General features: G+C 72.3%; 14 protein-coding genes. 3 read left to right on the top strand and 11 right to left on the bottom strand.

What is annotated here, in order from left to right; translation table 11 throughout:
* Positions 1-42: 42 nt before the first annotated feature.
* The 10 genes from gatB to ACZ5CZ_RS00920 form a co-directional block, all read right to left on the bottom strand.
* Positions 43-1,557 carry an Asp-tRNA(Asn)/Glu-tRNA(Gln) amidotransferase subunit GatB gene (gene gatB / locus ACZ5CZ_RS00965; RefSeq protein WP_385839809.1) on the bottom strand — a complete coding sequence of 505 codons (1,515 nt, stop codon included), beginning with the start codon at positions 1,555-1,557 and terminating at the stop codon, positions 43-45.
* A 16-nt stretch (positions 1,558-1,573) separates the two neighbouring features.
* Entirely contained in the window at positions 1,574-1,813 is a 240-nt protein-coding gene (locus tag ACZ5CZ_RS00960; RefSeq protein ID WP_351240077.1) for a hypothetical protein, read from the bottom strand.
* The gene (gatA, locus tag ACZ5CZ_RS00955) at positions 1,810-3,309 is read right to left on the bottom strand and encodes an Asp-tRNA(Asn)/Glu-tRNA(Gln) amidotransferase subunit GatA (protein WP_468938061.1); all 1,500 of its coding nucleotides are present in this window, start codon (positions 3,307-3,309) and stop codon (positions 1,810-1,812) included. Before gatA ends, ACZ5CZ_RS00960 begins: the two co-directional genes overlap by 4 nt.
* 6 nt (positions 3,310-3,315) lie before the next feature.
* The gene (gene gatC / locus ACZ5CZ_RS00950; protein ID WP_018531282.1) at positions 3,316-3,612 is read right to left on the bottom strand and encodes an Asp-tRNA(Asn)/Glu-tRNA(Gln) amidotransferase subunit GatC; all 297 of its coding nucleotides are present in this window, start codon (positions 3,610-3,612) and stop codon (positions 3,316-3,318) included.
* Between the two features lie 283 nt (positions 3,613-3,895).
* Positions 3,896-4,387, bottom strand: coding sequence for a cupin domain-containing protein (locus ACZ5CZ_RS00945; RefSeq protein ID WP_385839811.1), 492 nt, complete (start codon positions 4,385-4,387; stop codon positions 3,896-3,898).
* Positions 4,388-4,512: 125 nt separating this feature from the next.
* On the bottom strand, positions 4,513-6,750 hold the full coding sequence (locus tag ACZ5CZ_RS00940; RefSeq protein WP_468938058.1) for a putative bifunctional diguanylate cyclase/phosphodiesterase: 2,238 nt from the start codon (positions 6,748-6,750) through the stop codon (positions 4,513-4,515).
* A gap of 259 nt (positions 6,751-7,009) precedes the next feature.
* A complete protein-coding gene (gene ligA / locus ACZ5CZ_RS00935; RefSeq protein WP_385839813.1) occupies positions 7,010-9,205 on the bottom strand; it encodes an NAD-dependent DNA ligase LigA in 2,196 nt (731 codons plus the stop codon).
* A gap of 15 nt (positions 9,206-9,220) precedes the next feature.
* Complete coding sequence (locus ACZ5CZ_RS00930) at positions 9,221-10,225, bottom strand: methionine synthase (protein WP_468938054.1); 1,005 nt, start codon at positions 10,223-10,225, stop codon at positions 9,221-9,223.
* A gap of 66 nt (positions 10,226-10,291) precedes the next feature.
* Complete coding sequence (locus ACZ5CZ_RS00925; RefSeq protein WP_385839815.1) at positions 10,292-10,990, bottom strand: SDR family oxidoreductase; 699 nt, start codon at positions 10,988-10,990, stop codon at positions 10,292-10,294.
* A 7-nt stretch (positions 10,991-10,997) separates the two neighbouring features.
* Positions 10,998-11,537, bottom strand: coding sequence for an LOG family protein (locus tag ACZ5CZ_RS00920; protein ID WP_385839816.1), 540 nt, complete (start codon positions 11,535-11,537; stop codon positions 10,998-11,000).
* A 105-nt stretch (positions 11,538-11,642) separates the two neighbouring features.
* On the opposite strand from ACZ5CZ_RS00920, the gene ACZ5CZ_RS00915 reads away from it, so the two are divergent.
* Together ACZ5CZ_RS00915 and ACZ5CZ_RS00910 are read left to right on the top strand one after the other, a co-directional pair.
* Positions 11,643-11,966, top strand: a complete 324-nt coding sequence (locus ACZ5CZ_RS00915) for a DUF427 domain-containing protein (protein WP_385839817.1) — start codon at positions 11,643-11,645, stop codon at positions 11,964-11,966.
* Positions 11,967-12,003: 37 nt separating this feature from the next.
* Complete coding sequence (locus tag ACZ5CZ_RS00910) at positions 12,004-12,786, top strand: alpha/beta fold hydrolase (RefSeq protein WP_468938050.1); 783 nt, start codon at positions 12,004-12,006, stop codon at positions 12,784-12,786.
* A gap of 61 nt (positions 12,787-12,847) precedes the next feature.
* On the opposite strand, the gene mnmA is transcribed toward ACZ5CZ_RS00910, so the two are convergent.
* On the bottom strand, positions 12,848-13,981 hold the full coding sequence (gene mnmA, locus ACZ5CZ_RS00905) for a tRNA 2-thiouridine(34) synthase MnmA (RefSeq protein WP_385839819.1): 1,134 nt from the start codon (positions 13,979-13,981) through the stop codon (positions 12,848-12,850).
* 60 nt (positions 13,982-14,041) lie between these two features.
* On the opposite strand from mnmA, the gene ACZ5CZ_RS00900 reads away from it, so the two are divergent.
* Entirely contained in the window at positions 14,042-14,692 is a 651-nt protein-coding gene (locus ACZ5CZ_RS00900; protein ID WP_468938047.1) for an N-acetylmuramoyl-L-alanine amidase, read from the top strand.
* Positions 14,693-14,703 lie beyond the last annotated feature (11 nt).

Below are 14,703 nucleotides of genomic sequence, written 5' to 3'. Positions count from 1 at the left end.
GAGGTGCCGGACCCGGCACCTCCCCCCGCGGCTGACGGCGGCTCAGCCCTCGCTGACGCCCAGCTGCTCCAGGATCAGCTCCTTGACGCGGGCCGCGTCGGCCTGGCCACGGGTGGCCTTCATGACCGCACCGACCAGCGCGCCGGCCGCGGCCACCTTGCCACCGCGGATCTTGTCCGCGATGCCCGGGTTGCCGGCGATGGCCTCCGCGACGGCGGCGGTGAGCGCGCCCTCGTCGGAGACGACCTTCAGGCCGCGCTTCTCCACGACCTCGTCCGGGGTGCCCTCGCCCGCGAGGACGCCCTCGATGACCTGACGGGCCAGCTTGTCGTTCAGGTCGCCCTTCGCCACCAGCTCGGTGACCCGGGCCACCTGCGCCGGGGTGATCGCCAGCTCGTCCAGCGCCTTGCCGGACTCGTTGGCGCTGCGTGCCAGCTCGCCCATCCACCACTTGCGGGCGGCGGCCGCGTCGGCACCGGCCTCGATCGTGGCCACGATCGGGTCGAGCGCACCGGCATTGAGGATCGCCTGCATGTCGGTGGCCGAGATGCCCCACTCGGCCAGCAGCCGGGTGCGGCGGGCCAGCGGCATCTCGGGCAGGGCCGCGCGGATCTCCTCGACCCACTCGCGCGAGGGCGCGACCGGGACCAGGTCGGGCTCCGGGAAGTACCGGTAGTCCTCGGCCTCCTCCTTCACCCGGCCCGAGGTCGTGGACCCGGTGTCCTCGTGGAAGTGGCGGGTCTCCTGGACGATCGTGCCGCCGCCGGAGAGCACGGCCGCGTGGCGCATGATCTCGTAGCGGGCCGCACGCTCCACCGAGCGCAGCGAGTTGACGTTCTTCGTCTCGGAGCGCGTGCCGAACTTCTCGGCGCCCTTGGGCATCAGCGAGAGGTTCACGTCGCAGCGCATCTGGCCCATCTCCATGCGGGCCTCGGACACGCCGAGGGCACGGATCACCTCGCGCAGCTCACGGACGTACGCCTTCGCCACCTCGGGGGCGCGCTCGCCGGCGCCCACGATCGGCTTGGTGACGATCTCGATGAGCGGGATGCCCGCGCGGTTGTAGTCGAGCAGCGAGTGCTGCGCGCCGTGGATACGGCCGGTCGCGCCACCCACGTGGGTGGACTTGCCGGTGTCCTCCTCCATGTGGGCGCGCTCGATCTCCACGCGGAAGGTCTCGCCGTCCTCCAGCTGCACGTCGAGGTAGCCGTTGAAGGCGATCGGCTCGTCGTACTGGGAGGTCTGGAAGTTCTTCGGCATGTCCGGATAGAAGTAGTTCTTCCGGGCGAAGCGGCACCACTCGGCGATCTCGCAGTTCAGCGCGAGACCGATCTTGATCGCGGACTCGACGCCGGTCGCGTTGACGACCGGGAGTGCGCCGGGCAGGCCGAGGCAGACCGGGCAGGTCTGGGTGTTCGGGTCGGCGCCGAGCGAGGTCGAGCAGCCGCAGAACATCTTGGTCTTGGTGCCGAGTTCGACATGGACCTCAAGGCCCATGACGGGGTCGTACGACGCCAGCGCGTCCTCGTACGACACCAGGTCGGTCGTGGTGGTCACGGTGAAAACTTCCCTCTCAGCCCAGCAGGACGTCGTCGTCGCCCAGCCGCTTCAGCTCGCGGTAGAGGATCGCGAGGCCGGTCACGATCGCCACGGCGGAGACCGTGGCGTCGATCAGCCGCAGCGTGTCGTGCTCGGCGCGGGCCTTCTTGATCTGCTTGGCGACACCGAACGCGCCGAACGCGGTGGTGGCCATCGACAGGTACGTACCGGACTTGGACTTCTTGAAGTCCTTGGCCTTGGACAGCTTGCTCACAGCGACGGAGCCTCCTCAAGGAGCGGGTGACCCCACTTTTCCACGAAGGCGGCCTCGACGGCGGCGCCGACCTTGTACAGCCGGTCGTCCTGCATCGCCGGGGCGATGATCTGGAGGCCCACCGGGAGGTTGTCCTCCGGGGCGAGGCCGCAGGGCAGGGACATGGCCGCGTTGCCCGCCAGGTTGGTCGGGATGGTGCACAGGTCCGCGAGGTACATCGCCATCGGGTCGTCGGCGCGCTCGCCGATCGGGAAGGCGGTGGTCGGCGTCGTCGGCGAGACGATCACGTCGACCTGCTCGAAGGCCTTCTCGAAGTCGCGCGTGATGAGCGTGCGGACCTTCTGGGCGGAGCCGTAGTAGGCGTCGTAGTAGCCGCTCGACAGGGCGTAGGTGCCGAGCATGATGCGCCGCTTGACCTCGGGGCCGAAGCCCGCCTCACGGGTGAGGGAGGTGACCTCCTCCGCCGAGTGGCTGCCGTCGTCGCCGGTGCGCAGGCCGTAGCGCAGGCCGTCGAAGCGGGCCAGGTTGCTGGAGCACTCGCTCGGCGCGATCAGGTAGTACGCCGACAGCGCGAGGTCGAAGGACGGGCAGTCCAGCTCGACGATCTCGGCGCCCAGCTCGCGCAGCAGCTCGACGGACTCGTCGAAGCGCTGGATGACACCGGCCTGGTAGCCCTCGCCGCGGAACTGCTTGACGACACCGACGCGCATCCCGGCGACGGAGCCGTTGCGGGCCGCCTCGACGACCGCCGGGACCGGCGCGTCGACGGAGGTGGAGTCCAGCGGGTCGTGGCCGGCGATCACCTCGTGCAGCAGCGCCGCGTCCAGGACCGTACGGGCGCAGGGACCGCCCTGGTCGAGGGAGGAGGAGAAGGCGACCATGCCGTACCGCGAGACCGCGCCGTACGTCGGCTTCACGCCGACCGTGCCGGTGACGGCGGCCGGCTGGCGGATGGAGCCGCCGGTGTCGGTGCCGATGGCCAGCGGGGCCTCGAAGGCGGCGAGGGCGGCGGAGGAGCCACCGCCGGAGCCGCCGGGGATCCGGGTGAGGTCCCACGGGTTGCCGGTCGGGCCGTAGGCGCTGTTCTCGGTGGACGACCCCATGGCGAACTCGTCCATGTTGGTCTTGCCGAGGATGACGACGTCGGCGGCCTTCAGCTTCTTGGTGAGGGTCGCGTCGTACGGCGGGATCCAGCCCTCGAGGATCTTCGAGCCGACGGTCGTGGGCACGCCCTCGGTGGTGAAGATGTCCTTGAGCGCGAGCGGCACGCCGGCCAGCGGGCCGAGCTTCTCGCCCCGCTCCCGCTTCTCGTCCACGGCACGGGCCTGGGCGAGCGCGCCCTCGCGGTCGACGTGCAGGAAGGCGTGCACCTTCTCGTCGACGGCCTCGATCCGGGCGAGGTGCGCCTCGGTGACCTGGACGGCCGTCAGCTCGCCGGAGGCGATCTTCTCGGCGATCTCGGCGGCCGTGAGCTTGATGATGTTGCTGTCCGTCATGACGGTTTAGTCCTCCCCCAGGATCTGCGGCACCTTGAAACGCTGCTGCTCCTGGGCCGGGGCGCCGGAGAGCGCCTGCTCGGGGGTGAGCGAGGGACGGACCTCGTCCGCGCGCATGACGTTCGTCAGCGGGAGCGGGTGCGAGGTCGGCGGTACGTCTTGGTCGGCGACCTCGCTGACGCGGGCCACCGCGCCGATGATGTCGTCCAGCTGTCCCGCGAAGTGGTCGAGTTCTTCGGGCTTCAGCTCCAGACGCGCCAGCCGGGCGAGGTGGGCGACCTCCTCGCGCGTGATGCCAGGCATGCAGCGATCCTCTGGGGTGAGTGTGTGTGGTTTGGGGCTGGGGCTAGTCGTCACATTCCCGTCGTCCGCCCGAAGGGCGGGCCCCGCGGCGTCTGGTGCGTGCGATCGCAAGGCGCCGGAGCGGCCTCGTGGCGGAGCCACGTGGACGATTCGGCAACGCGGCGAGCGTGCGTGCCAGGCGTCGCGGGGCAGGCGGGAATGTGACGACTAGCCCCAATCCTATGGGGCGGCGCGGGGTGACCGTGAAACGGTTTGCCGGGTCACCTGGGAAACGGTTTCCCGGTCACCTGCGGCCGTCCCAGGCGGGGCTGGTCAGGAAGTGGTTGTCGTACAGCTCCTGGATCTCCAGCAGGCTCTCCCGGGTGGCCTCGCCGAGGCGGATGCGCTGGAGGTGGCGGAAGTACTCGAAGCGCTCGACGCCGGGGGCGATGACGATCAGGAGGTCGGCCGTGCTGCCGGGGGCGGCGGCGAAGGCGTGCGGGCGGTCCGGCGGGACGATGACCAGGTCGCCACGGTGAGCGGTGACGATGTCGTCGCCGGACAGCAGCTCCGCCTCGCCGTCGAGCAGGTAGAACATCTCGGCCGAGTTGTGGTGCACATGCGGCCGGGCGCCGTCCGCGCCCTCGCCGAGGGTGACCCGTACGGTGGACAGCGCGCCGCCGGTGGCGCTGCTGTCGGCGAGCAGCCTGACGGCGACCGGATCGTCCCCGGCCACCTCGGCCTCCGCCTCCCGCACCAGCACGGTCTCGTCGAACTTGGGCACGAACAGCGACATGGTCCCTCCCGGGGCACGCGATCGGTCAACGCGGCGCGGTACGGCACCGATCATCGCAAACGATCATGTCCGACGCGTTCGTCCCGGCGTTCGTCCCGGCGGGGCGGGACGGGCGGGCGGGAAGGTCATTCGGCGGCCGGCAGGGCCGCGCGCGGCCGCTGCCAGCCCCGGGAGCCGCGGGCCCGCAGCCACGCCGTCGTCTCCTCCGGAGGCATCGCCGCCGCGACGAGCCACCCCTGCACCGCGTCGCACCCCAGGTCCCGCAGCCGCTCCCAGGTCTCGTCGTCCTCCACCCCCTCGGCGACGACCAGCAGCCCCAGCGAGTGCGCCAGGTCGACGGTGCAGCGCACGATCTCCGCGTCCTCGGTGTCGACGGCCAGCCGGGCCACGAAGGAGCGGTCGATCTTCAGCTCGCTCACCGGCAGCCGCCGCAGATGCACCAGCGACGAGTACCCGGTGCCGAAGTCGTCCAGGGACATCTTCACGCCGTGCCCGGTGAGCCCGGCGAGGGTGTCGGCGGCCCGCTGCGGGTCCTCCAGCAGCACATGCTCGGTTATCTCCAGCTGGAGCGCGCCCGCCGGGACCCCGTGGCGGGCCAGCCGCGCGGCGACCGAGCCGGCGAAGCCGGGGGTGTGGACGTCGCGCGGGGAGACGTTGACGGCGACCGGGACCCTGAGGCCCTGTGCGCGCCACTTGGCGACCTGCCCGAGCGCGGTCTCCAGGACGTACTCCGTCAGATGGGGCATCAGCCCGCTGGACTCGGCTATCGCTATGAACTCGTCCGGCGGCACCTTGCCCCGCTCGGGGTGCACCCAGCGCACCAGCGCCTCCAGGCCGGCGACCTGTCCGTCGAAGCGGACCTTGGGCTGGTAGTGCAGCTGCACCTCGTGGGCGTCCAGCGCCCGGCGCAGATCGCCGAGGAGGCCGAGGCGGTCCGGGGTGTTGGAGTCCCGCTTGGACTCGTACACCTCGACGCCGGTGCGGTCCCGCTTCGCCTGGTACATCGCGACGTCCGCGCGCCGCAGCAGGCCCTCCGCGTCCAGGGCGTGGTCCGGGAAGACGGCGACGCCGGCGCTGGCCTCCAGCACGAGGGTGAGTCCGTCGAGGTCGAGCGGCGAGCTGAGTGCGGAGACCAGGCCGCGGGCGACGCGCGTGGCGGACGTGGTGGAGTCGGCGACGGGAAGTAAGACGGCGAACTCGTCACCGCCGAGCCGGGCGGCCTCGGCGCCGCGCGGCAGGGCGAGCCGCAGCCGGTCGGCTATCTGGAGCAGCAGCCGGTCGCCGGCGAGATGTCCGAGGGTGTCGTTCACCGAACGGAACCGGTCGAGGTCGATCAGCATGAGGGCGGAGCGGGCGCCGATGCGCTCGGCGTCGTCGAGGGCGGTCCAGATCCGGTCCAGCAGCCACTGCCGGTTGGGCAGTCCGGTCAGCGGGTCGCGGAGCTGCTCCTCGGCTCGGGCGCGGGCCATCCACAGGGTGGAGTCGAGCGCGATGAGCGGGATGGCGAACAGCGGGAGCAGGATCGGCTGGGCCTCGGCAACCACGCAGACCAGCGGGGCTATGCCGAGCAGCGCCACCGCGACCAGCCCCTGTCTGATCAGCGCGGGGCGGGAGATGGCGGGCAGTCCGCCGGGCGGGCTGTACAGGTACCAGAGCAGGCCCCGGCTGACGGCGAGGTAGGCGAGCGCGGCCAGGGTGACCTCGGGCACGGTGGCCAGGCTCCAGCTGCCGGTCTGCCAGGGCGCCTCGACGGTCGGCACCCGGCCGAACGCGCCGAGCAGCAGGGCGCCCACGCCGATGCCGAGGATGTCCACCGAGCCGTGCAGCAGGCCCTGGCGCCAGCGGTGCCGGCGGGCGACGCCGACCAGGACGACCACGGTGAGGCTGACCAGACCGGCGGGCACCCAGCCGTACAGCAGCAGTACGGCGAGGGTGAGGGCGGCGCCGGAGCCGGTGCCGCCCCACCAGCGGGCGCGGCACAGCATGACGAGATGGCCGACGATGACGCCGATGAGCAGGGCCAGCGACCAGCCGACCCGGCCTGCCGGGAAGAGCGCGTGATGGCCGGTGAAGGCCTGGTAGAAGCCGGCGCCGAGGGCGAGTGCGGCGGCGGCGACCACGGCCGCGGGCAGGGCGGGCCAGCTCAGGTGCCGCTCGGCTTCGGCGGCGGCCGGGCCGGGGGCGGGCGCGACGGCCAGTTGCATGGGCCGGCAGGCGTCGGTGGCGGTGCCGGCTCCGGCCGGCCGCGGCGGCACGGCCGTACGGCTCCCGCTCCGGGCCGGCCACCGGTTCCCGCGCCAGGCGAGCGCGCGACGGCGCAGGCGCAGCCATGAGTCCGGGGCGGCGCTCTCGGTCGGTTCCATTCCCGTCCCTCTCACAACCGGCGGTGCCCACGCCACGCGGCCCGATGTCCGACGCCCATCAGCAGCTCCGCGGTGAAGAAACCTTCCCCGCGTCCTGGGAGGGCACGGGGATGCCCCAACCGCAGCCGGGCACGGCAGGCGCACATCCCAACAGTAGGCCGCGGAAGGCTTCCACGGGCACCGGTCGTCGACGGTTGCCCGAATAGGCCCGGGCCACCCGTATGCAACTGATATGCACCGATCGGGTGGCCTTCAACCGCTACTCCCCGGTCGGAAGCGCGACTTCGGCCGCCGCTTCCGGGCCCTGCTCCAAGAGGACGCCGAAACCGTCCTCGTTCAGCACGGGAACCTTCAACTGCATGGCCTTGTCGTACTTCGATCCGGGGTTCTCACCTACGACGACGAACGAGGTCTTCTTCGATACGGAACCGGTCACCTTCGCGCCCCGGGTCTGCAACGCCTCCTTGGCGCCGTCCCGGGTGTGGTGCTCCAGGGTGCCGGTGACCACGACGGTGAGCCCCTCCAGCGGGCGCGGTCCCTCGTCCTCGCCGGTCGAGGCGTCCTCCAGCGGGACACCGGCGGCCTTCCACTTGCGGACGATCTCGCGGTGCCACTCCTCGGCGAACCACTCCTTGAGCGCGGCGGCGATGATGGGCCCCACGCCGTCGGTGCTCGCCAGTTCCTCCTCGGTGGCCTGCTCGATGCGGTCGATCGAGCGGAACTCGCGCGCGAGGGCCTGCGCGGCCACCGGTCCGACATGGCGGATGGACAGGCCGTTGAGGAAGCGGGCCAGCGGGCGCTCCTTGGCCGCCTCGATGTTCGCCAGCAGGGCGAGGGTGTTCTTCTTCGGCTCGCCCTTCTGGTTGGCGAAGACCGTGACGACCTTCTCCTCGCCCGTCTTGGGGTCCCGCTTGGGCAGACCGCTGTCCGGGTCCAGCACATAGGCCTTGATGGGCAGCAGCTTCTCCACCGTCAGGTCGAACAGGTCGCCCTCGTCCACCAGCGGCGGGTCGGCCGGCTCCAGCGGGCGGGTGAGCGCGGCGGCGGCCACCGCGCCGAAGTGCTCGATGTCCAGGCACTCGCGGCCGGCGAGGTAGGAGACCCGCTCCCGCAACTGGGCCGGGCAGGTGCGCGCGTTCGGGCAGCGCAGGTCGATGTCGCCTTCCTTCATGGGCCGCAGCGGGGTGCCGCACTCGGGGCACTCGCCCGGCATCACGAACTCCCGCTCGGTGCCGTCCCGGAGGTCGACCACCGGGCCGAGGATCTCCGGGATGACGTCACCGGCCTTGCGGATGACGACCGTGTCCCCGATGAGCACACCCTTGGCCTTGACGACCTCCTGGTTGTGCAGGGTCGCGAACTCCACCTCGCTGCCGGCCACCGTGACCGGCTCGACCTGGGCGTACGGCGTGACACGGCCGGTGCGGCCGACGCCCACCTTGATGTCGATGAGCTTGGTGTTGACCTCTTCCGGCGCGTACTTGTAGGCGATGGCCCAGCGCGGCGCCCGCGCGGTGGAGCCGAGCCGGCCCTGGAGCCGGATCTCGTCCAGCTTGATGACCGCGCCGTCGATCTCGTGCTCCACGGAGTGGCGGTTCTCGCCGTACTGCGCGATGAACTCCCGCACCCCGTCGAGGCCGTCGACCACGCGGTTGTGCGGGGAGGTGGGCAGGCCCCAGGTCTTCAGCAGGCGGTACGCCTCGGAGAGGCGGGTCATGCCGGTGAAGCCCTCCAGGGCGCCGATGCCGTGGACGACCATGTGCAGCGGGCGGGTGGCGGTGACCCGCGGGTCCTTCTGGCGCAGCGAACCGGCCGCCGCGTTACGGGGGTTGGCGAACGGCTTGTCACCGGCGGCGACCAGGCGCTCGTTCAGTTCGAGGAACTTCTCCATCGGGAAGTAGACCTCGCCGCGGATCTCCACCAGGTCCGGGACGTCCTCGCCGCTCAGGCGGTCCGGGATCTCGGCGATGGTGCGCACGTTGGGCGTGATGTCCTCGCCGGTGCGGCCGTCGCCGCGGGTGGCCGCGCGGGTGAGGCGGCCGTGCTCGTAGGTGAGGTTGACCGCGAGGCCGTCGACCTTCAGCTCGCACAGGAAGTGGTACTCCTGCTCGCCCAGTTCCCGCGCGATGCGGTCGGCCCAGGCGGCCAGCTCGTCGTCGTTGAAGGTGTTGTCCAGGGACAGCATGCGCTGGCGGTGCTCGACCGCCGTGAACTCCGTCGCGTACGACCCCGCGACCTTCTGGGTCGGGGAGTCCGGGGTGCGCAGCTCCGGGTACGTGGCCTCCAGGGCCTCCAGGGACTTCAGGAGCTGGTCGAACTCCGCGTCGCTGATGACGGGGGCGTCCTTCACGTAGTACCGGAAGCGGTGCTCCTCGATCTGCTCAGCGAGCTGCGCGTGCCTGTCCCGTGCCTCGGCGGGCACTGCCGTCTCCGCCTGCTGCTTGTCGCCGGCCACCGTGTTGTCCTCCCGTTACTCTGGGTTGTCCGCGAGCGATCTCGCCGCCTGGACGCAGTGGGCGAGCACCTGCCGCGCATAGGCGGGGGAAGCGCCCGCCAGACCGCACGCCGGGGTGACCGTGACCGCCTCCGCGAGCAGCCCCGGTTGCAGCCCCAGCCTGCGCCACAGCGTCCTGACACCCATGACGCTACCGGCAGGGTCTGACAATGGGCCGTCCGTGCCCGGGACGACACCGGCGAACAGCCGGGTGCCGCCCTCCACGGCCTCGCCGATCGCGTCGTCGTCACGCTCGGTGAGGAGTGCGAGGTCGAAGGAGACGGCGGCCACGCCGGTCCGGCGCAGCAGGGCGAAGGGGACGTCGGGGGCGCAGGAGTGCACGATCACGGGGCCGTCGTGGGCCGCGACCACCTCGCGCAGGGTGGCCTCCACGACCTGGCGGTCCACGCCGCGGTGGGTGCGGTAGCCGCTGGCGGTACGGACCTGGCCGCGCAGGACGGGGATGAGGGAGGGCTCGTCGAGCTGGAGGACGATCCGGGCGCCGGGGATGCGGCGGCGGACCTCGGCGAGGTGCAGCCGGAGCCCTTCGGTGAGGGAGCCGGCGAGGTCGCGGCAGGCGCCGGGGTCGGAGAGGGCGGCCTCGCCGTTCTTCAGCTCCAGCGCGGCGGCGAGGGTCCACGGGCCGACGGCCTGCACCTTGAGATCGCCCTCGTACCCTTGCGTGAACTCCTCCAGGGCGTCCAGGTCCTCGCCCAGCCAGGAGCGTGCGCGCCGGGTGTCCCGGCCGGGGCGGTCGCCGATCCGCCAGCCGCTGGGCTCCACGCGCGCGTACAGCTCGACCAGCAGACCGGCGGTACGGCCGATCATGTCGGCGCCCGGGCCGCGGGCGGGCAGCTCGGGCAGGTGGGGGAAGTCCTCGAGGCTTCCGGTGACGGTCCTGGCCGCCTCCCGGGCGTCGCCGCCGGGCATGGAGCCGACTCCGGTGGCCGCCGGAAACCTGAACTCGCTGTTCTCACTCACCCCGGCAGGGTATGTCCTGCGCCGGCCGGGCCCGGATCGCGGGGGCCGCGGACGCGGGGGCTGCGGTCATCGGCCCGGGCGTACCGTCAGGTCGTTGACCTCCGCGTCCTTGGGGAGGTCCAGGGCCATGAGGATGGTCGTGGCGACCGACTCGGGGTCGATCCACTTCGCCGGGTCGTACTCCTTGCCCTCCTGCTGGTGGACCTTGGCCTGCATCGGGCTCGCGGTGCGACCGGGGTAGACGGAGGTGACACGGACGCCGTTCGCGTGCTCCTCCTGGCGCAGCGAGTCGGCGAGGGCCTTCAGACCGTGCTTGGAGGCGGCGTACGCGGACCAGCCGGCGTGCGCGGCGAGACCGGCCCCGGAGTTGACGAAGACCACATGGCCGCGGGCGACCCGGAGCTGGGGCAGGAAGTGCCGGGTCAGCTCGGCGGGCGCGATCAGGTTGACGTTGAGCTGGTGGTGCCAGGACTTGGGGGTCAGATCGACCACCTCGCCCAGGTCGACGACGCCCGCGATGTGCAGCAGGGAGTCGACCCGGTCCGGGAGGCTCTGGTGGGAGAACGCCCAGGACAGCCTGTCGGGGTCGGCGAGGTCGCCGACCAGGGTGCGGGCCCCGGGGAACTCGGCGGCCAGCTCCTTCGCGCGGCCCGCGTCGCGCGCGTGCAGGACGAGTTCGTCCCCGCGCGCGTGCAGCCGGCGGGCGACGGCCGCGCCGATGCCGGAACCGGCTCCGGTGATCACATGAGTAGCCATGCCCGCCATGCTCCCATCAACGGGTGCCGAGCTGCTCCTCCAGGTAGGCCAGCGCCCCGACCGGCTCCTCGGCGAAGAAGACCAGCTCGGCCAGGGGGCGGGGCAGGAAGCCCTCCTCCTCCATGCGCCGGAACTGCTGCTGGAGACCGTCGTAGAAGCCCGCGGTGTTCAGCAGCACGACCGGCTTCTCGGTGCGGCCGTGCTTCTTCAGCTCCAGGATCTCGGTGGCCTCGTCCAGCGTGCCGGTGCCGCCCACCATGATCACCACGGCGTCGGCCTTCTCCAGCAGCAGCTTCTTCCGTTCGGCGAGGTCGGCGGCGATGACCATCTCGTCGGTGCCGGGGCGCGCCTTGTTCGCCAGGAACTCCACCGAGACGCCCAGCAGCCGTCCGCCCGCCTCGTGCACCCCGTCGGCGACCACCTTCATCAGACCGACGTCGGAGCCGCCCCAGACCAGGGTGTGACCGCCCTTGCCGATCAGTTCCGCGAACTCGCGCGCGGGGCGCGTGTACCGCTCGTCGAGGTCGGCCGCGGACAGGAAGACGCAGATGTTCATGGCCTCTACCGTACGGCCCCGGCCCCGGCCCCGGTCCCGGTCCCGGTCCCGGGAGGAGGGTGCGCACCCGGGAAGAGTCCGGGGCCCGCCGGTGCTGCTAAGGACATGGCCGAAGGACACACCATCACCATCGAGCAGGGCGAGCGGCACGTGCGCGTGGTGCACGGGGACCTGGTGCTCGCGGAGACCGACCGAGCGCTGGTGCTGCGGGAGACGGGCTGTCCCCCGCGGTACTACATCCCCGCCGAGGACGTACGGCTCGACCTGCTGACCCCCTCGGGGACGCGCACCGTCTGCCCGTTCAAGGGCACGGCGTCCTACTGGTCGCTGCCGGACGCGCCGGACCTGGTCTGGGCGTACCCCGATCCGAAGCCGGACGTGGCGCGCATCAAGGACCACCTCTGCTTCTACGACGTCGACGTGTCGTGACCGGTGACTCCGGCGCGGTACGGCAGTCTCCTCGGGCATGGACAAGAAGACGACTTCCCGTGACGGCACGTCCCTCGCCTACCACGTGACCGGCAGCGGGCCGACGGTGATCCTGGTGAGCGGCGCGATGTCCACCGGCGGCACCCTGGCGCCCCTGGCGCAGCGGCTCGCCGACCGTTGCACGGCCGTCGTGTACGACCGCCGGGGCCGTGGGGAGAGCGGTGACACCCCGCCGTACGCGGTCGAGCGCGAGGTCGAGGACCTGGCGGCGCTGCTCGACGCGGCGGGCGGTGAGGCAGCGCTGTTCGGGGTCTCCTCGGGCGGCGCGCTGGTTCTGGAGGCGCTGGCGAGCGGGCTGGCCGTGTCCCGGGCCGCGGTCTACGAGGTGCCCTACGCCGACTTCCTGGAGGGCGGCGCCCAGCGGGAGGCCGCCTACAAGGAGCAGCTGGCCAAGGCGCTGTCGGAGGGCCGGCGCGGGGACGCGGTGGAGCTGTTCCTGCGGCTGACGGGCCTGGCCGAGGAGGTGATCCGGGGCGCCCGGCAGTCGCCGATGTGGGCCGGCATGGAGGCCGTCGCGCCGAGCCTCGCGTACGACGACACGGTCATGGGCGACGGCCTGCTCCCCCGGGAACGGCTCGCCACGGTCTCCGTGCCCGTGCTGTGCGTCGCGGGCGGCGCGAGCCCGGACTGGATGCGCGAGGCGTCCCGGGAGGTCTCCGGAGTGGTGCAGGAAGGCACGTACCGCGAACTTCCGGGCCAGACGCACATGGTGGAACCGGATGTGCTGGGCCCGGTCCTGGCGGACTTCCTCGGCGCGTGACCGCACCGGGCGGAGCCGTTCTTCCGCCCGCCGGCGGCCGACGGCGCCGTCCGCCGAGGGCTCAGGCGGACGCGGTGGCCGTCGCGCGGGTGGTCGTCGCGATCGTCGCCGAGCCGACCACGCGCGTGCCGTCGTACAGGACGATCGCCTGGCCGGGGGCGACGCCGCGGACCGGTTCGGTGAAGGTGACCCGCAGTTCGCCGTCGACCGGCTCCGCGGTCACCTCGGTCTCGCCGCCGTGGGCGCGCAGCTGGGCGGTGTAGGTGCCGGGGCCGGTGGGCGCGGCGCCGCACCAGCGGGGCTTGATCGCGGTCAGGGCGGTGACGTCGAGGGCGGCGGCCGGGCCGACGGTCACCGTGTTGGTCACCGGGGAGATGTCGAGGACGTAGCGCGGCTTGCCGTCCGGGGCCGGGGTGCCGATCCGCAGGCCCTTGCGCTGGCCGATGGTGAAGCCGTACGCGCCCTCGTGCGTGCCCAGCCGGGTGCCGGACTCGTCCACGATGTCGCCCTCGGCCTTGCCGAGCCGCTGGGCGAGGAAGCCCTGGGTGTCGCCGTCGGCGATGAAGCAGATGTCGTGCGAGTCGGGCTTCTTGGCGACGGCCAGCCCGCGGCGCTCGGCCTCCGCGCGGATCTCCTCCTTGGTGGTGACCGTGTCGCCGAGCGGGAACATCGCGTGGGCGAGCTGCCGGTCGTCCAGGACGCCGAGCACGTACGACTGGTCCTTGGCCATGTCGGAGGCGCGGTGCAGCTCCCGGGTGCCGTCCTCGCGCACGACCACCTGGGCGTAGTGGCCGGTGCAGACCGCGTCGAAGCCGAGGGCCAGCGCCTTGTCGAGCAGCGCCGCGAACTTGATCTTCTCGTTGCAGCGCAGGCACGGGTTGGGGGTGCGGCCCGCCTCGTACTCGGCGACGAAGTCCTCGACCACGTCCTCGCGGAAGCGGTCGGCGAGGTCCCAGACGTAGAAGGGGATGCCGATGACGTCGGCCGCGCGGCGGGCGTCCCGGGAGTCCTCGATGGTGCAGCAGCCCCGCGCGCCGGTGCGGAAGGACTGCGGGTTCGCGGAGAGCGCGAGATGGACGCCGGTGACGTCATGGCCGGCTTCCGCGGCGCGCGCGGCGGCGACGGCGGAGTCGACACCGCCGGACATGGCGGCGAGGACGCGGAGGGGGCGGGGGCGCTGCGGGGTGTCAGTCATAGCCCTTCCAGGGTACGGGGGCGCGGGAACCGGGGCGGGCGGATATCCGTTGGAGATCACATGGGGGAGGCGAAGGACGACCGGGACCGGCGGCTGGGGCGGCGGGCGCTGCTGGTCGGGGGCGTGGCGGCGGCCACGGGCACGGCCGCGCTGGCCCGCGGGGAGCTGACGCGGCTGTACTGGCGGCTGCCCGGGGTGGAGAAGCCCCGGGTGCCGGGTGCGGTTGACTTCCGGGGCGCGCGCTGGGTGGCGGCCTCCCCGGCGAACTACCGGCGGGCGAACCGCCCGGACGACTATCCGGTGGACCGGGTCGTCGTCCATGTCACCCAGGGCGGGTACGCGTCGGCGGTGAAGGTGTTCCAGGACCCGGCGCACGGGGCCGCGGCGCACTACATCGTGCGCAAGGACGGGCTGGTCACCCAGCTGGTGCGGGAGCTGGACGTGGCGTACCACGCGGGGAACCGCTCGTACAACGAACGCAGTGTCGGCATCGAGCACGAGGGGTTCGTGGCGGACGCCTCCTCCTTCACCGACGCCCTGTACGCGGCCTCGGCGCGGCTGACGGCGGCGGTCTGCCGGAGGTACGGCATACCCGTGGACCGCACCCATGTCATCGGCCATGCCGAGGTGCCGGGGACGGACCACACGGACCCCGGCCCGCACTGGGACTGGGACCGCTACCTGCGCCTGGTGCGCCGGGCCGCGCCCTGAGGGGCGTTAGG

It is taken from the genome of Streptomyces sp. NPDC031418 (genome assembly GCF_055581605.1).
This window is presented reverse-complemented; position numbering and strand designations above follow the sequence as displayed.